Genomic DNA, 20002 nt, shown 5'->3' on the forward strand with positions numbered 1-20002 from the left:
TCTAACTGTATTAACGATAGTTCACAAAAAACTAATACAACTTCTGTTAACAAGGAATAGTTTACAACAAGAAAAATAGTCCGTCAATTGATTTAACGGCTTTATTTAAATAAATGTATTCGCTTTACTTTTTATGGTGAACTGTATCAATCTGTTTAACAAACAACCCGAACTGTACTAGTATAGAGCGTACTGCTGTACTACAATAGAAAATGTTTGTTTTTGTCGAAAAATAAAAAAAGAGCTGTTTTTCAGCTCTTTTTTGACTGTTGATCTGCCGCTTTATACAAAGCCTGTTTATGCTCATTCAATTGGTCTGTATATTGATTGAACTTCTTACTTTCTTTTCTGACTTTGCTATATGAACTATTCACGGTCTTCAGCTTAGACTTCAGCTCTTTATATCCTAAATCCTTTTTCTTTAAAGATTGATACAAATGCTGATCTTGTTTCAGCGCCTTTTGATACTCCTTGTAAAGCTGATCATATGACGCATATCGTTTCTCGATCGATTTGACCGTTTGATCGGCTTTCTCTTTTAACTCCGCATCCTTCAATCGTGCGGCAGATTCCTTTACCGTTTTCAATTCTTTTTTCGATTGATCCATGCTGTCTTTTTCTGTTTTTAAATGTTCTTCTCGTTTCGCTGCCGATGCTAACGCTTGATCAGAAAGACTTGACACTGTTTTTGTATGGTCCTTTGTTGTTTGAATCATTTTTGTATACAGCTTCTGCTCTTTTTTCTCATAGCTTTGCAGTGTACCTTGCTCTTTTTCGAAAGATACTTCTTTTTCACTCATTTTCGTCATCGCATCCTGCATATCATTGAACGGACTTTGACCTCCGCATCCTGCCAGCAAAAGGGTACATATCCCCGCTAAAGCAGCACCTGCTTTCATGCTTCTTTTCATCTGTCTCATCACAAGGTCCCCCTTTACATCTCCACATACCACTATAATTTTTATAGGCGTTTGTGACAAGGAAAGAGGTCAGTCAGATGAGGCGAAGAAGATTTTTTTCAAGCCATAGGCGCATGACTATACAAATAGTGCATTCATACATAGTTTATATTACACGCTTCGCCTTCACTTATGAGAGGCCGAGTGTATTTCCAAAGGAGGTCAAAAGTATGTCTAATTATAGTCATGGAAGTTTGTATGGTGGATACGGCGGTTACGGGTATGGATACGGCGGTGGATATGGCGGCGGCTGTTGTTACCCAAGTTATGGCGGTGGATACGGATGCGGATACGGTGGCGGACGTACATTCGCTTTAATCGTTGTGCTTTTCATCCTATTAATTATCGTTGGCGCAGCATTCTTAGGCGGCGGTGGCTGCTGCTAAGGCTGTTTAAGCCTCTGACCGGTCTCATAGGACCGGTCTTCTTTATTTCATTGCATATGTTGTGTATCATTTTATATACTTTACATACAAAGGAAATAGGAGTGAAGTTTTGTGATTACCATGGATGATATCGTAAGGGACGGACACCCCGTCTTAAGACAAACAGCTGAAGCGGTCGAGCTCCCGCCGACAGAAGAGGAAAAACAGCAATTAGCTGACATGATCGAATTCGTCAAAAACAGTCAGGATGCTGACATTGCTGAAAAATACGGACTAAGACCCGGCGTTGGATTGGCAGCTCCGCAAATCAATATTAGTAAACGAATGATCGCTGTTCACTGCGAAGATGAAGACGGAGAAGAATACAGCTATGCTCTGTTCAACCCGCGTATTGTCAGTCATTCAGTCAAAAGAGCTTATTTAGCGACTGGTGAAGGCTGCTTATCAGTTGATGAAGCCATCCCTGGATTTGTTCCTCGATATCAAAAAATCAGGGTCAAGGCCACTACGCTTGAAGGAGAGGACATTGATATCCGTCTAAAAGGGTTCCCTGCCATTGTCTTTCAGCACGAAATTGACCATTTAAATGGCATTATGTTTTATGATCATATTCAAAAGGATCAGCCATTCGCTGAGCCAGAAAACTCTGTTGCGATCGGCAGATCATAACATAAAAAAGAAGACCCGGCGATCTAAGGGTCTTCTTTTTTATTCTTCAATGAGGCCAAGCTGGGTCACTGCATGGAATATGCCGTCCTCATCTACTGGCTTTGTCACAAAATCAGCCAATGCTTTCAGTTCACTCACAGCATTTCCCATCGCCACGCCTGTTCCAGCAAACGAAATCATTTCTCTATCGTTCAGTCCGTCTCCAAAGGCAATGGTATCCTTTTGATCGTAAGGAAGTCTTTCGATGACTCGTTTGATTCCTTCAGCTTTTGATCCGCCTTTTGGCAGAACGTCTGTTGACAGCTCATGCCATCTGACAAGGTCAATTTCTTCGCGGAATGCCTTATACTCCACTTCCTCTTCTGCCTTACAAAATAACAGCATTTGAAAAATGTCGTTTTCTTTAAAGAAAGATACATCGTGCTCAGGATGCTCTGTTTTTAAAGTACCGATTCCTTCATGGATAAACGGATGATTCGGCACAGACGCCTTCATCGTTTCTTCTCCCATAAAAACAAGCGGATGATCATGACGATCCGCTGTTTCATAAATCCGCTCCATCAGCTCCTGCTTCAGCGGATTGCCGTAAATAACGTCTCTCTCATACATGACATACTGACCGTTATAAGCAATGAATGAGTCAAGCCCTAATTCTTCTAAAATGGGCCGAATCAGAAAAGGAGAACGCCCAGATGCAATAAAGAGATGATGACCTTTTTCTTTTAATAAATGAACCGCTCGCTTCGTTGACTCAGGTATATTTTTATCATGGTCATATAAAGTACCGTCGATATCAAAGAAGATGACTTTTTTATTCATATCTCGCCCTCCTGCTCTTCGTTATGTATACACACTCCCTTTCATCATACAGAAAGATTTCCGCTTTCGAAACCAATTCCTTTTGAAAGCGCCCATTTCCCACATATAACCATGTAACATTCAATAGAAACATCATATAATACAAGTATATAGAGAGACCGGAACACGCTGGTTAAGCTTACTTCAACCCGAAAGGAGGCGGCATGTGATGCTTCGTCGTCTGCGTAAGAAAATTCGAAGACAATGGAAGGACATGCTTCGTAAAAAATCGATTGCTTAAAGGGATCTTCCGCACATTTGCCGAAGGTCCTTTTTTCTCAGAGACTTTTCTTATGCGCGTTTTTTTAATATAATAGAATAAGCGAGTGTAACATACGGTATTTAAGGAGAGATTTGGATGATATATAAGGTATTTTTTCAGGCAAGTACTACTGAGGTACCTGTAAGAGAACACACAGATTCACTATACGTTGAAGCGGTTTCCGAAAGAGACGTACGCGATAAGTTGAAAAAACATAACTACAACATTGAATTCATTCAGCCTGTAGACGGTGCTTTTTTAGACTATGAACGAGAAAGTGAAAATTTTAAAGTATTGGAGCTATGAGAGGAATGAAATTTGTTAAAAACGATCAGGCGGCAGTTTTTGCGCTCGGCGGTTTAGGCGAGATCGGTAAAAACACGTATGGCGTTCAATTTCAAGATGAAATCATTTTAATTGATGCAGGTATTAAGTTTCCTGAAGACGAGCTTCTTGGAATTGACTACGTCATCCCTGACTATACGTACTTAGTTAAAAACGAAGATAAAATCAAAGGTCTTTTCATCACTCACGGACATGAAGACCACATCGGCGGTATCCCTTACCTTCTCAAGCAAGTGAATATTCCAGTTTACGGCGGCAAACTCGCAATCGGCCTACTTCGTAATAAATTGGAAGAGCACGGTCTCTTGAGACAAACAAAACTTCATATTTTTGAAGAAGAAGATACCATTAAATTTAGAAAAACAGCTGTGTCTTTCTTTAGAACGACACACAGTATTCCAGATTCTTATGGAATTGTCGTCAAGACACCTCCTGGTAACATCGTACATACAGGTGATTTCAAGTTTGACTTTACTCCTGTTGGCGAGCCTGCCAATTTAACCAAAATGGCTGAGATCGGAAAAGAAGGCGTTCTTTGTCTTTTATCTGATAGTACAAACAGTGAAATCCCAGAATTTACGATGTCTGAAAGACGCGTAGGTGAAAGCATTGATGACATCTTCAGAAAAGTCGATGGACGCATCATCTTTGCCACGTTTGCTTCCAACATTCACAGACTTCAGCAAGTGATTGAGTCTGCTGTTGCCAACGGCAGAAAAGTCGCTGTATTTGGACGCAGTATGGAGTCTGCTATTGATATTGGTCAAGATCTTGGCTATATTAAATGTCCAAAAAACACGTTTATTGAACATAATGAAATCAACCGCCTTCCGGCAAACAAAGTGACCATTCTTTGTACTGGAAGCCAGGGTGAACCGATGGCAGCTCTTTCTCGTATTGCGAACGGTACTCACCGCCAGATTTCTATTAACCCTGGAGACACTGTTGTCTTCTCATCTTCACCGATCCCAGGTAACAATATTAGTGTAAGCCGCACCATTAACCAGCTTTATCGTGCAGGTGCTGAGGTCATTCATGGCTCGCTTAATAATATTCATACATCTGGTCACGGCGGACAAGAAGAACAAAAACTCATGCTCCGTTTAATTAAACCAAAATTCTTTATGCCGATTCACGGTGAATACCGCATGCAAAAAACGCATATCAAGCTTGCGAATGATTGCGGCATCCCTGAGGAAAACTGCTTTATCATGGATAACGGTGAAGTTCTTGCACTGAAAGGTGACGAAGCAAGTGTCGCTGGCAAAATTCCATCAGGCAACGTGTATATCGACGGAAGCGGTATTGGCGATATCGGAAACATCGTTTTAAGAGACCGCCGCATTCTTTCTGAAGAAGGTCTTGTCATTGTCGTCGTGAGCATGGACATGAAAGAATTCAAAATCTCTGCTGGTCCTGATTTGATCTCAAGAGGTTTTGTCTACATGAGAGAATCTGGAGATCTGATTAACGATGCACAGGATTTAATTTCGAAGCATCTTGAAAAAGTAATGGAACGTAAGACAACTCAGTGGTCTGAAATTAAGAACGAAATTACTGACACCCTTGCACCTTTCCTTTATGAAAAAACAAGACGCCGTCCAATGATCCTACCGATTATTATGGAAGTGTAACCATAAAAAGAGACACAAGCCGCTTGGCTGTGTCTCTTTTTTTCACTATTCATTGAAAAAAGCGCATATATACAAGGTACACATGCGGTTTCTCATTTTTATTGAATTGGGAGATGCTGAAAGCTTCTGACATCAAACAAACCCTTTGTCGTCATTTTCACATCAGGAATGACTGGGAGTGCCAAGAAGGACAGCGTCAAAAATGGATTAAAATCTAATGTAAAGCCTGTTTCTTTCAACGCTTCATGGAGTGCATGAAGGCTTTCATTTACAAGATGTGCCGGCTGATCTGAAAGTAAACCAGAGATCGGTAATGGCAGCGTATGAAGAGACTGGCCCTCTTTGACAACCGTCAAACCGCCCCCTGCTTCTTTTAATGCGTCAATGGCTTTCACGATATCAGCATCATTTGTGCCAACCGCAATTAAATTGTGAGAATCATGCGCAACCGTTGTTGCAATTGCGCCCTTTTCTAATCCAAAGCCGCTGACAACCCCTATCCCCATTTCAGATAAGCCTTGATGGCGTTCGACAAGCACCATTTTTAATACATCTCTTTCTGTATCACTAGTGAATTGTCCGTTCGTTTCTGAAGGAGAGATTTGTTCTAATTTTGTTTCTAGCTGATTCGGAATAATGCGGATGACATTCATTTTTTGATGAGCTGTGATAGGCAGAACCAGATCCTGCTCTCGAACGTCTTTAGCATGAACAGATTGTAATAAGGCTGGACTTGGTGCAATTTTTTCGACACTTGGCTTGTACTCTCCATGCTGCGCCACCAATTCTCCTGCAATAAATACGCTGGTGATGTCTACTTGATGAAGATCAGAGACAAGCATAAAATCAGCATCAAAGCCTGGCGCAATGGCTCCCTTTGTTTTGAGGCCAAAGCACTCCGCTGCGTTTAAACTTCCCATTTGATACGCTAAAAATGGGTCTAATCCTTCTTTTATAGTCATACGTACTTGTTCATCAATACTTCCTTCAGCCATTAAATCATCTAAATGTTTATCATCGGTACAAAAGAAAAAGCGTCTCGCATTCTTTTCATTCACAGCTGGTAAAACGTTTTTCACGTTTTTGGCAACAGAGCCTTCTCTCAGCATGACATACATGCCTCGTTTTACACGTTCAAGGGCTTCGCCGGCTGTTGTTACCTCGTGATCTGTTTGGACACTAGCTGTGCGGTAAACGTTTATTAATCGGTCTGTTAAGCCTGCTAGATGGCCATCAATCAATTTATTCTCATTTTGAGCATCAAGCAGTTTTTGAAGCATATCTTCTTCAGCCTGCTCCACACCGACGTAATCCATCACCTCGGCAAGACCAAGAACCTCTTTCTCTTGATACAAAGGCTTTAAATCTTTCGCTTTTAAAACAGCACCTGATCGCTCAAAACTAACTGCCGGTACGCAGGATGGCAGCATGAAATAAATATTTAAGGCAGCTTTTCTCGCTTCTTCCAGCATAAAACGGATACCTGTGATCCCTGACACATTGGCAATTTCATGCGGGTCTGTTACGACAGTTGTCACACCGCGCGGGACGACAGCTTTGGAGAATTCAGCAGGGGTAACCATGGAGGACTCGATATGAACGTGGCCATCAATAAAACCGGGTACAAGCATTTGACCTGCTGCATCCAGCTCCTGTTCTCCCTCGTACTCTCCAATCCCTACTATTTGTCCATTTTCAACAGCGACATCAGCGTCTAGCCATTCCTGGTTAAACACGTCCATAACCTTCGCATGTTTAATCACTAGGGCTGCTTTTTTTCTCTTTGCAGCTACCTCAATTTGATGTCTGAAAAGCTCCTTATCCAACGACACTGCCTCCTCCAAGTAAACAATATAATGTTTCTTATCGTAAACGAATCTGTTTGCCCAGTCAATGACATTTAGAGAAAATCATCCAGATAAAAAGACTGATTTTTATTTCTGAATAGTGATAATTGCATGAATAATATGATGATTGATTTTAGCTGTTTATGCATAACAAAACAGCCCTTTTAAATGTCTTCTTCCCTCTTCACTGTCCACCTCATGTGTACACAATCATATTAAAAAACACCCCGCCCAGGGTGTTTAATAATCGTTCTGCATTTCTCGTTTTTCAAAGCGTCCGATATCGGCAACTGCCCCAATGACAATCAGAATATCTTCTTTTTGAATCATTTCATCTGCGAGCGGTGAAACAATCACTTCTTTTCCACGCTTAATCGCCACAATATTAATGCCATATCTCGCTCTAATATCGAGATCTAAAAGAGAATGCCCTGCAAGCCTGCTGTTGGCAACGATTTCAATGAGGCTGTACTCATCTGACAGCTCAAGATAATCTAATACGTTATTGGAGATGATTTTATGTGCAATTCGTCTGCCCATGTCCCGCTCTGGATGAACGATGCGGTCAGCCCCAATTTTATTTAGTACCTTTTCGTGATAGTCGTTTTGCGCCTTTACTGTGACCATTTTGACGCCAAGCTCTTTCAGCATGATCGTCGTTAAAATACTGGCCTGAATGTTTTCACCAATCGCAACAATGACATGATCAAAATTGCGAATGCCGAGATTTTTTAAAACAGATTCGTCCGTCGAATCACCAATGACCGCATGTGACGCAATTTTCGCGTATTCGTTCACTCGATCTTCATTCATGTCCATAGCCATGACTTCAAGTCCTTCTTCGCTCAGCGCCTTGCAAATACTTCCGCCAAAGCGTCCAAGACCAATGACTGCATATTCCTTTTTCATGTTCAGACTCCTTTTATCTTACTTACCATGCATTTTACTACGGTTTGATTAACGAATCCATATGCGAGCGAATTTTTTTGCGGAACGCTTCACTTAAGTAAAGATCTGCTCCTTTTTCAATTTCACTGCGGTAATGACCTGGCGGAGCAATTTCTTCGCTCTTTTGAAGAACTAAAAAGGTTAAACAGTCTGCATATATTTGATCACCTATTTTGACATCGACAAAAGCTGGACGATATGTGCCCTCATAGACGCCTTCTCGTTTGTACAAATATCGAATGGCATCAAAAGGAACCTCATATAAAACGCCCTCTGTTTCTCCGCCGTCTTCTACCATATCGGCTCTTGATCCATCAGGCCTTACCAACGTAAATCTAGTTGTAAAGCCGTTCAGTGCACCGCCGCCGATGATTTGTTTAAAATAATGATCAACTTCCGCCAGTTTAAATCTTGCATCATCCATACAGGAGCCATAGGCAAAATAATAGAAGGATGCCGGCTTCTGCTGCCACAGTCTATATTCCTTCCAGCAGCCGCTCTCGATCTCCTTCAGCGCTGATGCCTTCTGCTTTGGTAAAGTGTATGTAACAGCCGCCACCAGCCCTTGGTCTGTCATGACATCGACCACCTGCTTGTCATACCCTTCCTCAAGAAAATCTATCTTATTCAGCGTGCTTACGGTTACCTCGTACAATTCTCCATATACTGTGCTTTTCTCTTCTAGAACGCACGCAGGGTATCCTTGACCTGTATCATAGATTCTGCCGCTGATCCAAGCTGATTTAGCTAATGGCCTGCTTTCTTTCATATACGACTCGTGGTGCTCTTCATGCTGCAAAAGCGTCCCATATACAAATAAAGCTTTCACCTTCATGAAATCACGTCCTCTCGCCTTGCTGCTGTCTGCATTTTTGCCACACAGGTAAATAGATATGAAAAGCTGTACCTTTTCCCAGCTCACTGACCACATCCATCCTACCGTGATGATCTTTTAAAATCGCTGCACAGATGGTGAGGCCAAGTCCCGTCCCTTCTGTTTTCGTAGAGAAGAAAGGATCATATATTTTCTGAATATCCTCTTCAGACATCCCTTTTCCTTCATCTTGAATGGTAATTTTCCATTCGTTCATCACTTTTTCTGTTGATATGTATATGCTGCCGCCTTCGGGCATTGCCTCAATGGCATTTTTGATTAAATTAATGAACAGCTGCTTCATTTGATTAGCGTCTGCTAATATAGCACCGGCATCCTGCTTTTTAAATGGCTGTTTGAGATCAATATTCGAAAGGACTGCATTGGTTTTCAGCAATGTAATGACCTGCTCTAACAGTCCATGAAGCTGAACTTCTTGAAAATGGACCGACTGCGGCTTTGCCAGCACAAGCAGCTCACTTAAAACAAAATCAATCCGTTTAATTTCGGAAAAGATAATGTCAAAATAATCGGTTCTTTCAGGATATTGTGTTTTCATCAGCTGCAAAAAGCCGTTTACTGAGGTCAGCGGATTTCTGACTTCATGGGCGATTCCAGCGGCTATTTGTCCTGCAACGGCTAACTTTTGCGCCTGCATTTGCACTTGTTGATTTGATCTTTCAAGTTCAAGCTTTGCCAGCTTTTGTTTTGTAATATCTGCAACTGTTCCAATACCTCCAGTAAACTGGTGCTGCTCATCAAAGTAGAGTTTATAATGAACGTCTCCCCATACTTTCTTCCCCTCTTTATGAAGAAGCTGCAGCTCGATCCGCCCTGAATCTTTATGCTCTTTGATGACAGATGACAAATGCTGAATAACTCTTTCTTCTTGATCAAAGTACTGATTGTACATCGTACCTAGACATTCATCTATGTCATAGCCGGTCATTTGTTTCCATGCTTGATTTAAGAAGATGATGTGCCCTTTTTCATCTGTTTCAAAGACAATTTCTTGCAAGTTATCTGTAATTCGATTCAGCCGCTCTGTCAGTTCGTGTGCTTCTTTTTCTCTCTTATTTAGATCTGACACAAGTAAATTCAAGCGGTCTACATATCCTGAGACAACCCAGATCCCTGCTAACACAACGACTGTAAAGGCTAGATCGAGCGGCCAATTAATTTGATAGCCGCCTAGATAATAAAACAAATCCCAGCTTATGATTAAGATAAATGCAAGAACAGATAACACGATCCGCACTTGATATGTTTTGTTCAAATGATTCCACCTGCCGCCCTGAGATTCTTTGTCAATTGTACCATTTTCCACTTATTTTTTGAGGGAGATGGGGCATTTTTAAGGAACTTTTTTAAAGAAAAAATAGCCTGTTCTCAGCACAAAGGAAGAGAGCAGGCTATTTTGATTACTTCTGAAGAGCTTCTTGCAGCTCTTTTAACAGCAGTTCTGCGCCTTCAGCGCTTAATGTAATTTGACCATTTCCATATTCATGGTTCTCTGATGTAATCTCACCAGTCATGAGACAAACGCCCTCTGGCTGATATTTTTTCAAGACGATTTTATCTCCATCTATAAAAAATTCCATACTGTCTTTAATAGCGATATCAAGTGCTCTTCTCAATTCGATTGGCATCACAATACGCCCTAGTTCGTCTACTTTTCTTACGACTCCGATAGATTTCAATTTCGTTCCCTCTTTCTTTCATTAGCTCAAGATCAATCTGTTTTTCACCAATTGATATATCGTAGACGTAAGAGATTCTTAAAAGGTTTCTCCTCTATAAAAATTTTTTTCATAAAAGAAAAAACAAAGGGAAAATTTATTGTGATTGTCAAAATGATACTTGAATTTTACAGATTCATTTCAAGGTGATCACAAACCCCCACAAATGACATCAACCCTCTGAACTTTTAAATGTAAAATTGTTTAAAACAGCAAAAATAGAGATTGGGTGAAAACATGTTTCAAAATGCCGAAATTGGAATTGATTTAGGAACAGCTAACATATTGGTTTATAGTAAAAATAAGGGAATTATTTTAAATGAACCGTCCGTCGTAGCAGTCGATACAGAAACAAAGACTGTACTTGCCGTCGGATCAGAAGCGAAAGAAATGATCGGGAAAACACCTGGGAAAATTGTTGCGATCCGTCCGATGAAAGACGGTGTCATCGCTGATTATGATATGACAACAGATTTACTTAAACAAATCATGAAAAAAGCAGGAAAAAATATCGGGTTTACCTTCAGAAAGCCAACTGTCGTTGTATGTACACCTTCTGGTTCAACGGCTGTTGAGCGCCGCGCGATCAGCGATGCTGTGAAAAACTGCGGAGCAAAACATGTGCATTTAATTGAAGAACCTGTTGCAGCTGCAATCGGGGCCGATCTTCCGGTAGACGAGCCTGTTGCGAACGTTGTAGTCGATATTGGCGGCGGAACAACAGAAGTTGCGATCATTTCATTTGGCGGTGTTGTCTCTTGTCATTCGATCCGAATTGGCGGCGATCAGCTGGATGAAGATATCATTACGTTTGTCAGAAAGAAATATAACCTATTAATCGGCGAACGGACTGCTGAGCAGGTGAAAATGGAAATTGGGTATGGTCTTATTGAGCATGAGCCTGAATCATTAGAAGTGCGCGGGCGCGATCTTGTGACAGGTCTGCCAAAAACGATCACACTTGTTTCTCATGAAATTCAAGGCGCCATGCGTGAATCACTTCTTCATATTTTAGAAGCGATTCGTGCCACATTAGAGGACAGCCCTCCAGAGCTAAGCGGAGATATTGTAGACCGCGGCGTCATTTTAACTGGCGGAGGCGCTCTTTTAAATGGAATACAAGAATGGCTTTCTCAAGAGATTGTTGTTCCAGTCCATATTGCAGCCAATCCCCTTGAATCTGTTGCAATTGGAACAGGTCGTTCATTAGAAGTGATCGACAAATTGCAAAAAACTTTAAAATAATCTTCTTGTTCTACTTCTTTTTTTGTCATTTCGATCATATCGTGAGAAATGGATAAACGTGAAGGAGGAAGAACATGTTGCTTGATTTAGGTAAACGGGTCGTTGTCACAGTCATTTTAACGGGTATTATTTTAGGAGGAATGAGCCTGTCGTTTTCACATATGCCGCCTTCTAATGCACAGCCTGTGAAACAACTGAACCGCTAAAAAAGCCGCACGAAAGCGGCTTTTTTATTTTGGCTTTAAGCGGGCTCCCCATTTTCCTTTTCGGTCATAAATCTGATATGATGAACATGACTAAAGGAGGGGTTTTTATGAGTTCATTTGAAAAACAACTAGATCAATATGCGAAGACCATCGTTGAAGTCGGTGTGAATGTACAAAAGGGGCAGGAAGTCGTTGTATCCGCATTTACTGAATCTGCACATCTTGTTCGTCTTGTAGCGAAACACGCGTATGAGCGCGGGGCGAAAAACGTACATATCCGCTGGAGTGATGGTGTTCTCACCCGTTTAAAGTATGAACATGCACCGCAAGATGTATTTGAGCAATTCCCTGAATGGGAAGCACAGATGATGGAAACCATCGCAAAACGCGGAGGCGCTTTTATTACCATCCTGTCAGAAAGCCCTGACCTTTTGCGAGGCATTGATTCGAAAAAAATCGCTGCACAGCAAAAAGCTGCTGGTTCAGCACTACATACATATCGTCAATACGTTCAATCTGACAAAGTCGCTTGGACAGTCGTAGGTGCTGCATCAAAAGAATGGGCGAAAAAGATTTTCCCTGATCATACAGATGAAGAAGCTGTCACGTTATTGTGGGATCAAATCTTTAAAGTCGCACGCGCTGATCAAGCAGATCCAGTTGAGGCTTGGAAAAAGCACGATGCCTCATTAAACGAAAAGGTCAAAATACTCAATGAACGCCACTACCACAAGCTTCATTATGAAGCACCGGGCACAGACTTAACGATCGAGCTTCCAGAGCAGCATATTTGGGTAGGTGCTGGCAGCGTAAGTGAACGCGGCGTTTCATTCATGGCCAACATGCCGACAGAAGAAGTCTTTACCGTACCGAAAAAAGACGGTGTAAATGGGACAGTCTCAAGCACAAAGCCGCTCAGCTATGCTGGAAACATCATTGATGAGTTTTCATTAACCTTTGAAAACGGCCGGATTGTGGATGTGAAAGCAAAAGAAGGCGAAGATATTTTAAAATCTCTCGTTGAAACAGATGAAGGCTCTCATTATTTAGGTGAGGTTGCCCTCGTACCAGATGATTCACCAATTTCTAACTCAAATATTCTTTATTACAATACACTTTACGATGAAAATGCATCAAACCACCTTGCCATCGGCAGCGGATATGCGTTTAATATCGAAGGCGGAAAAGAAATGAAACGAGAGGAATTGGATGCTGCGGGTGTGAACAGCAGTATTACACACGTTGATTTTATGATTGGTTCAAAGGAAATGAATATTGACGGAATCACAAAAGACGGGAAACGCGAACCGATCTTCCGAAATGGAAACTGGGCGATTTAATCAAAAAAGACATCCACATGTGGATGTCTTTTTTGTGTTATGCGTAAAGCTCTTCAAGTCTTTTTTGGATGTCTTGATCTGATAAAAACTCATCATATGTTGTTTGTTTATCGACGATGCCATTTGGCGTCACTTCGATAATCCGGTTTGCGACTGTTTCAACAAACTGATGGTCATGAGATGAGAAGAGCATAGCTCCTTTAAAGCTCATGAGACCGTTATTCAGCGCTGTAATGGATTCTAGGTCTAAGTGGTTCGTTGGCTCATCCAGCAGCAATATATTCGCTCCAGACAGCATCATTTTTGATAACATACAACGAACCTTTTCTCCTCCTGATAAGACACTTGCTTTTTTCTTCACTTCTTCCCCAGAGAAAAGCATACGTCCTAAGAAACCACGCAGGAAGCTTTCGCTTTGATCATTCGGAGAATATTGACGGAGCCAATCAACGAGATCAACGTCATTTCCTTCAAAGTATTCACTATTATCTTTCGGGAAAAAGGCTTGTGACGTTGTGACGCCCCATTTAAATGATCCGCTGTCTGGCTCCATTTCACCAGCAAGGATTTTAAATAATGTGGACACAGCAAGCTCATTACGGCTTAAGAACGCAATTTTATCTTCGCGGTTCATAATAAAGCTGACATTATCCAGTACTTTTACACCGTCAATTGTTTTTGATAGACCTTCTACTTGAAGGACATCATTTCCGATTTCGCGCTCTGGTGCAAAATGAACATACGGATATTTACGTGAAGACGGCTTAATGTCGTCTAAAGAGATTTTATCAAGCAATTTCTTTCTTGATGTCGCTTGCTTCGATTTAGAAGCGTTCGCACTAAACCGGGCAACGAATTCTTGAAGCTGCTTAATTTGTTCTTCTTTTTTCTTATTCGCTTCTTGGCTTAGTTTCAGCGCTAACTGGCTGGACTCATACCAAAAATCATAGTTACCAACGTATACTTGGATTTTTCCGAAATCAAGATCCGCAATATGTGTACATACTTTATTTAAGAAATGACGATCATGTGAAACGACGATGACGGTATTTTCAAAGTTAATGAGGAACTCTTCGAGCCACTGGATTGCTTGTAAGTCCAAGTGGTTCGTCGGCTCATCGAGAAGCAGAACGTCAGGCTTGCCAAATAAAGCTTGAGCTAAAAGTACTTTTACCTTTTCAGAACCGCCAAGCTCAGACATTTTCTTCGATTGAAGGCTTTCTGGAATGCCAAGACCCTTTAATAGGATCGCTGCTTCACTTTCAGCTTCCCAGCCGTTTAATTCGGCAAATTCACCTTCAAGTTCTGCTGCACGAATCCCGTCTTCATCTGAAAAATCAGGTTTCATATAGATCGCATCTTTCTCCTGCATCACATCATATAGACGTTTGTGACCCATGATGACGACTTTCAGCACTTCAAACTCTTCGTATTCAAAGTGGTTCTGTTTTAAAATCGCTAAACGCTCGCCAGGACTCATATGAACATCGCCCGTTTGAGGCTCAATTTCGCCAGAAAGAATTTTTAGGAACGTTGATTTACCAGCTCCATTGGCACCAATTAATCCGTAACAGTTGCCAGGAGTGAATTTAATATTTACTTCTTCAAATAGTTTACGATCAGCAAAGCGCAAACTAACATTATTTACTGCAATCATTTATTAATCCTCCATCACTCATTCATCATTATGAAGTATAACATGAATAACGTTTGATAGAAACGTCTCTCGCTAAGAACGAAGGCTTTTTGTCTATTATGATATAATAAACGGGAATGATTGATTGAAGGAGTTCGGGCGATTTGAGATTACTCACACTGATGGAATACTGTTTATTGATTTTCTTTATGGGTATTTATTTATCTGCAACAGGCTTTAATGCGAGGGACTTTGGCCTTTATATTGGGCTTGTCCTCATTTACACACTGGTTCACATCTTTTCCAAACGCTTTTTACAAAAGCGGGGAAAAGAAAACCAAAAAATCGGATTGTTTCGATCCGTTTTAGCCATTACCGGATCTGTGTTCGCTTCTGTTCTTGCGATTGTGATCATTGTGACGGTGCTCACACCAAATTAAAAACGACCCTTCTGTAAGGGTCGTTCGTTCAAGTACCTTTCTCTTGCCCATGAGAAGGTGCTTTTATTTTGTCTGTCGAATATCGCCAAATGGGAAGAAAACAAATTCTGATGTCCCGACAACCCGATCCTTTTCAATGAGGCCAAGTCCATTTCGGCTGTCCATGGAATTTAATCTGTTGTCCCCCATCACAAAGTAATCGTTTTTCGGTACTTTTACTGGACCAAAATCTCCAGTTAAATGCACTTCATACTCTTTCGCATGCGCCTTGTTCTCTTTTAAATAAGGCTCATCTACTTTTTTTCCATTAATGTAAAGCGTATCATCCTTCATTTCAATCGTATCACCTGGAAGGCCGATTAATCGTTTGACATAATGAATCTTCTGACCATCTTTTCCATTAATAATCACGATGTCACCGCGTTTCACACCACCGAGATAGTTAATGGTTTTGTTGACAAAAAGCTTTTCCCCGTCATGAAGTGTCGGTTCCATTGACTCTCCTTCCACCACATACGGTTCAAATATAAACGTACGGATGAGCAAGACGAGCGCAAGTGCTATTAAAATGGCTTTGATCCATTCAAACAGTGAACTTTTCTTCTCTGTTTTGGCTTGCTTCGCATCAGATTGAATTTCATTTTCGTTTTGTTTGTTTTCTTCGTTCAAAATACTGCTTCCTCCTAAGACTTTCTGCTAAAAGACTTGAAACGTGAATTGAATAACTTTACTTTATCATATGTCATTTAAAAATTCACAAAACAACCATCTAATTAGATATTTTTTCCTAATTCACTGATAATTAAACAAAAAGAAGCACCGTTTTACACGATGCTTCTCTTCTGCATTACGCTTCTTGTCTGACTGGTTTTTTCAAAATACCCAGTAAAATCGCTGTCACAACGGCACCGATTAAGATGCTGATGATATAAAGAACTGGATGATTTGTTACCCAGAAAACAAATAGTCCGCCATGCGGTGCAGGAAGCGTCACTCTGAAAAATTCCGTTAATCCGCCAGCAACTGCTGCACCAATAACAGCTGAAGGAATCACACGAAGAGGATCTGCCGCCGCAAACGGGATCGCTCCTTCCGTGATGAAGGCAGCTCCCATGAAGTAACATGTAATCCCAGCTTCACGGTCACGTTTTGAAAACTTATTTCTAAAGATCGTTGTTGCAAGTGCAATACCTAGTGGTGGAACCATTCCGCCTGCCATAATCGCAGCATGCGGTGCATAGTTGCCAGCAGCAATCATCGCAAGACCAAATGTGTAAGCCGCTTTGTTAATTGGGCCTCCCATATCAATTGCCATCATACCAGCTAAAATAATACCCATTAAGACAAGGTTTCCCGTACCTAATGATTCAAGCCAATGTGTTAATCCGTCCATCACCATTTTCACTGGTGTGTTGACAATATAATGCATGATAATGCCTGTGAAGAAAATACCGAACAATGGATACAGCAGAACCGGTTTAATCCCATCGAGTGTCTGTGGTACGAATGTGAATACTTTTTTGAGCAGCACAACAATGTAACCTGCTAGGAAACCAGCAATCAATCCGCCTAAGAACCCTGCACCTGCTGCTGACGCCATAAAACCACCGACCATACCTGGCGCAAAACCTGGACGATCTGCAATACTCATGGCAATAAATCCAGCTAATACCGCAACGATTAAGGCAAGCGCATTATCGCCGCCAATTCCTTTTAAGACAGCTGCAAATGAATTAAATGAAGTGTCCTTAGGATCTGCTGAGTTAATGCCCCAGAAGAATGAAATCGCAACAAGGATACCGCCTCCGACAACAAATGGAAGCATGTTACTTACACCACTCATTAAGTGCTTGTAAAATCCGCTTCTTCCTTTGCCAGATGATTCATTTTCCTCTTTAGAAGAACTGCCGCCTGAACCTTTATAAATCGGCGCATCTTGATTGATTGCTTTTTCAATTAATTCCTGTGGACGGCGAATACCAGCTGTTACAGGGACTTCAATGACATGCTTGCCTTTAAAGCGTTCCATCTCTACTTGCTTGTCCGCTGCCACAATGATGGCTGGTGCTTCTTCAATTTCTTTTGCTGTAAGGGCATGTTTAATACCGCCAGATCCGTTTGTTTCAACTTTAATGTCAACGCCCATTTCTTTTGCTTTTTCTTTCAAAGCATCTGCTGCCATAAATGTATGGGCAATGCCTGTCGGGCAGGCTGTTACCGCTAAAATTTTAGCAGGTTTTCCTTCTGCAGCCGGCTCCTCTTGAACTTCCTCTTCTTCTTCATCATCTTGATCATGTGTATTGATGATCTCAATGATTTCATCTTCAGTCGCCGCTTCAAGGAGCTGCTTTCGAATTTCTTCACGCATAAGAAGTGTGGATAAACGAGAAAGTGCCTCTAAGTGCGTGTTGTTTGCGCCTTCAGTTGCGGCAATCATAAAGACAAGATGACTCGGCTGCGCGTCCAGTGATTCATAATCAACACCAGCAGTTGAGCGGCCAAATGCAATGGCAGGCTCTTTTACACTTGCTGTTTTAGCGTGCGGGATGGCAATTCCTTCGCCAATACCAGTAGAGCTCTGTTTTTCACGATTGATCACAGCTTCTTTGTAGCCCTCTTTATCATTTAACTTGCCTGCTGTATCTAAAACAGTGACCAGCTCTTCAATGACTGCTTCTTTCTGCTGGCTGTCTAATTGAAGCTTAATGGTATGCTTCGTGAGTAGTTCTGTAATTTTCATGATGACTCCTCCTTTAAATGCGTGTGACTTTTACTTGTGGTAATAGTGTGTCAACAAGCTCTTTTGTGCCAAGCTCCTCAGAAAAGGCTGTAGCGCTTCCTGAAGTAACACCAAGCTTAAATGAATCTTCAATTGAAAGGCCTTTTGAAACGCCGGCTAAAAACCCTGCAACGACTGAATCTCCTGCTCCAACTGAATTAACGAGCGTTCCCTTTGGAACATTGGACTGATAGATTCCTTCTTTACTGAATAAAAGGGCGCCATCTCCAGCCATAGAGACGATGACATGTTCAGCACCTTGTTCTAACAGCTTTTTCCCATAAGGAATTGCTTCTTCTGCTGATGAAATACTCGTCTCAAACATTTCACCCAGTTCATGATGATTTGGCTTCATTAAGAACGGTTTCATGTCTGCTGCTTTTTTTAACGCTTCGCCAGAAATATCAAGAACAACTCTTACACCTTGCTCTCTGCAAACTTCAGCAATGCGCTCATATGTGTTATGAGGTAATGAAGAAGGAATGCTGCCAGCTAAAACCACGACATCTCCTTCAGTCAATGAAGAAAATTGAGATAGAAACGACTCAAATTGCGCTTCAGTAATAGATGGGCCGAGTCCGTTGATTTCTGTCTCTTCACCTGTTTTTAGTTTCACATTAATTCTTGTATCTTCTGACACCTCGTGAAAGGCTGTTTGTAATTGTTCGTTCTGTAAAAAATCTTGAATATATTTGCCTGTAAATCCACCAATGAATCCAAGTGCTTTTGATTCAACACCGTGACGTTTTAATAGCCTTGAGACATTGATTCCTTTACCACCTGGATATTTTTGATCATAGGTTGAACGATTTAAACCGCCGACTGCAAAATCCTCCACGTGTACGATGTAATCAACTGATGGGTTTAAAGTAACTGTATAAATCATGTTTTCACTACCTTTATAACCGTTTTTTCATGGTAATTATCGAATGAATCCTCTTTTGCATCGTTTGTGATAATGGTGGCTTCCTGTAAACTAGCAAAGGCTGAAAACGATATTTCGCCAAACTTCGAGGCATCTGATAAGATATAGGTTTTTTTCGCCTGTTTCATGGCTCTTTTTTTCATGAGTGCTTCCTCTGGATCAGGGGTTGTAAAACCCGCCTCGGGATGAATGCCGTTTGTCCCAACAAAGCTTTTGTCAAAACGATAATTTTCCATCGCTGTCAAAGCTGCGGCTCCCACCATGGCTCCTGTTCGATGTTTCACTGATCCTCCTATCAAGTAAAAAGTAATGCCTTTTCTCATAAGTGCTTCAATGTGCATCACACCGTTTGTCACCACAACAATATCTTGATCTGGATCGATATATTCAATCATTTGCTGTGTGGTTGTACCTGCATCTAAATAAATACAGTCGCCCTGTTTTAAAAGAGATGCCGCTGCCTCTGCTACCAATGACTTTTCTTGAAGGTTTTTGGCAGATTTCTCAAATACATCTGGTTCAAGACGAATACTCGAAATCTTGGCTGCTCCTCCATGAACCCTTTTAAGAAATCCTTTTTCTTCAAGGGCTGATAAATCTCTTCTAATTGTAGATTCAGACGCATCCGTCATCATCGTTAAGTCCTGTATTTTAATGACATCATTTTCTTCTAAGCTGTCGATAATGAGTTGATGTCTTTCCGGTGTTAACATGAGAACACCCCTTTTGAAAACGTATTCATTTTGCGCGCACCTTTATTGTAATCGCTTTTTTCAACATTATCAATACAAAACAATCAAATACATTCAATAACTATCAAAATCATTCACCATGGTCATCTTACCTTTATATGTACCATTTGTAAACTGAAAAATATGTGACATTAAGATGAAAGTCATGATATTAGCAT

General features: G+C 41.1%; 20 protein-coding genes. 8 read left to right on the forward strand and 12 right to left on the reverse strand.

Annotated features, from left to right (window positions below):
* Nucleotides 1-251: 251 nt before the first annotated feature.
* Nucleotides 252-920: a YkyA family protein gene (locus tag EV579_RS02135; protein ID WP_103132176.1), complete on the reverse strand. Its 669-nt coding sequence runs from the start codon at nucleotides 918-920 to the stop codon at nucleotides 252-254.
* 209 nt (nucleotides 921-1129) lie between these two features.
* Here EV579_RS02135 and EV579_RS02140 point away from each other — a divergent pair, with 209 nt between their 5' ends.
* Together EV579_RS02140 and def are read left to right on the forward strand one after the other, a co-directional pair.
* Entirely contained in the window at nucleotides 1130-1345 is a 216-nt protein-coding gene (locus EV579_RS02140) for a YjcZ family sporulation protein (RefSeq protein WP_048238839.1), read from the forward strand.
* Nucleotides 1346-1456: 111 nt separating this feature from the next.
* Nucleotides 1457-2014 (forward strand): peptide deformylase, encoded by a 558-nt coding sequence (gene def, locus EV579_RS02145; RefSeq protein ID WP_024424751.1) that lies wholly within the window; start codon nucleotides 1457-1459, stop codon nucleotides 2012-2014.
* A gap of 39 nt (nucleotides 2015-2053) precedes the next feature.
* Here def and EV579_RS02150 read toward each other — a convergent pair whose 3' ends face one another.
* Nucleotides 2054-2833 carry a Cof-type HAD-IIB family hydrolase gene (locus EV579_RS02150; protein WP_133743863.1) on the reverse strand — a complete coding sequence of 260 codons (780 nt, stop codon included), beginning with the start codon at nucleotides 2831-2833 and terminating at the stop codon, nucleotides 2054-2056.
* Between the two features lie 397 nt (nucleotides 2834-3230).
* Here EV579_RS02150 and EV579_RS02155 point away from each other — a divergent pair, with 397 nt between their 5' ends.
* Nucleotides 3231-3440, forward strand: a complete 210-nt coding sequence (locus EV579_RS02155; protein ID WP_008345114.1) for a DNA-dependent RNA polymerase subunit epsilon — start codon at nucleotides 3231-3233, stop codon at nucleotides 3438-3440.
* 5 nt (nucleotides 3441-3445) lie between these two features.
* Nucleotides 3446-5113: a ribonuclease J1 gene (gene rnjA / locus EV579_RS02160; RefSeq protein WP_012009818.1), complete on the forward strand. Its 1668-nt coding sequence runs from the start codon at nucleotides 3446-3448 to the stop codon at nucleotides 5111-5113.
* A gap of 98 nt (nucleotides 5114-5211) precedes the next feature.
* Here the strand turns inward: rnjA and ade are convergent, their stop codons facing one another.
* The 5 genes from ade to EV579_RS02185 form a co-directional block, all read right to left on the reverse strand.
* Complete coding sequence (gene ade, locus EV579_RS02165; protein ID WP_133743864.1) at nucleotides 5212-6939, reverse strand: adenine deaminase; 1728 nt, start codon at nucleotides 6937-6939, stop codon at nucleotides 5212-5214.
* 261 nt (nucleotides 6940-7200) lie between these two features.
* On the reverse strand, nucleotides 7201-7869 hold the full coding sequence (locus EV579_RS02170) for a potassium channel family protein (protein ID WP_008345123.1): 669 nt from the start codon (nucleotides 7867-7869) through the stop codon (nucleotides 7201-7203).
* A gap of 37 nt (nucleotides 7870-7906) precedes the next feature.
* Nucleotides 7907-8743, reverse strand: coding sequence for a gamma-glutamylcyclotransferase family protein (locus EV579_RS02175; RefSeq protein WP_029706715.1), 837 nt, complete (start codon nucleotides 8741-8743; stop codon nucleotides 7907-7909).
* Nucleotides 8744-8747: 4 nt separating this feature from the next.
* Nucleotides 8748-10058 carry an ATP-binding protein gene (locus tag EV579_RS02180; protein WP_024424747.1) on the reverse strand — a complete coding sequence of 437 codons (1311 nt, stop codon included), beginning with the start codon at nucleotides 10056-10058 and terminating at the stop codon, nucleotides 8748-8750.
* A 145-nt stretch (nucleotides 10059-10203) separates the two neighbouring features.
* Nucleotides 10204-10482, reverse strand: coding sequence for an AbrB/MazE/SpoVT family DNA-binding domain-containing protein (locus tag EV579_RS02185; protein ID WP_024424746.1), 279 nt, complete (start codon nucleotides 10480-10482; stop codon nucleotides 10204-10206).
* A 276-nt stretch (nucleotides 10483-10758) separates the two neighbouring features.
* Here EV579_RS02185 and mreBH point away from each other — a divergent pair, with 276 nt between their 5' ends.
* The 3 genes from mreBH (at nucleotide 10759) to EV579_RS02195 (ending at nucleotide 13312) form a co-directional block, all read left to right on the forward strand.
* Nucleotides 10759-11766 (forward strand): rod-share determining protein MreBH, encoded by a 1008-nt coding sequence (gene mreBH / locus EV579_RS02190; protein ID WP_024424745.1) that lies wholly within the window; start codon nucleotides 10759-10761, stop codon nucleotides 11764-11766.
* 74 nt (nucleotides 11767-11840) lie between these two features.
* A complete protein-coding gene (locus tag EV579_RS18885) occupies nucleotides 11841-11972 on the forward strand; it encodes a protein YkpC (RefSeq protein ID WP_003210922.1) in 132 nt (43 codons plus the stop codon).
* Nucleotides 11973-12079: 107 nt separating this feature from the next.
* Complete coding sequence (locus EV579_RS02195) at nucleotides 12080-13312, forward strand: aminopeptidase (protein ID WP_024424744.1); 1233 nt, start codon at nucleotides 12080-12082, stop codon at nucleotides 13310-13312.
* Between the two features lie 37 nt (nucleotides 13313-13349).
* Here the strand turns inward: EV579_RS02195 and EV579_RS02200 are convergent, their stop codons facing one another.
* A complete protein-coding gene (locus tag EV579_RS02200; protein ID WP_024426884.1) occupies nucleotides 13350-14969 on the reverse strand; it encodes an ABC-F family ATP-binding cassette domain-containing protein in 1620 nt (539 codons plus the stop codon).
* 143 nt (nucleotides 14970-15112) lie between these two features.
* On the opposite strand from EV579_RS02200, the gene EV579_RS02205 reads away from it, so the two are divergent.
* Nucleotides 15113-15388 carry a hypothetical protein gene (locus tag EV579_RS02205; protein ID WP_024424743.1) on the forward strand — a complete coding sequence of 92 codons (276 nt, stop codon included), beginning with the start codon at nucleotides 15113-15115 and terminating at the stop codon, nucleotides 15386-15388.
* Nucleotides 15389-15451: 63 nt separating this feature from the next.
* On the opposite strand, the gene lepB is transcribed toward EV579_RS02205, so the two are convergent.
* The 4 genes from lepB to EV579_RS02225 all read right to left on the reverse strand — a co-directional run bounded on the left by lepB (nucleotide 15452) and on the right by EV579_RS02225 (nucleotide 19805).
* On the reverse strand, nucleotides 15452-16024 hold the full coding sequence (lepB, locus tag EV579_RS02210; RefSeq protein ID WP_029706712.1) for a signal peptidase I: 573 nt from the start codon (nucleotides 16022-16024) through the stop codon (nucleotides 15452-15454).
* Between the two features lie 211 nt (nucleotides 16025-16235).
* Entirely contained in the window at nucleotides 16236-18128 is a 1893-nt protein-coding gene (locus EV579_RS02215; RefSeq protein WP_133743865.1) for a PTS fructose transporter subunit IIABC, read from the reverse strand.
* 13 nt (nucleotides 18129-18141) lie between these two features.
* Nucleotides 18142-19053 (reverse strand): 1-phosphofructokinase, encoded by a 912-nt coding sequence (gene pfkB, locus EV579_RS02220; RefSeq protein WP_025092362.1) that lies wholly within the window; start codon nucleotides 19051-19053, stop codon nucleotides 18142-18144.
* The gene (locus EV579_RS02225; RefSeq protein WP_024424739.1) at nucleotides 19050-19805 is read right to left on the reverse strand and encodes a DeoR/GlpR family DNA-binding transcription regulator; all 756 of its coding nucleotides are present in this window, start codon (nucleotides 19803-19805) and stop codon (nucleotides 19050-19052) included. Before EV579_RS02225 ends, pfkB begins: the two co-directional genes overlap by 4 nt.
* Nucleotides 19806-20002 lie beyond the last annotated feature (197 nt).

It is taken from the genome of Bacillus sp. BK450 (genome assembly GCF_004364885.1).
Taxonomy (GTDB): Bacteria; Bacillota; Bacilli; order Bacillales; family Bacillaceae; genus Bacillus; species Bacillus safensis.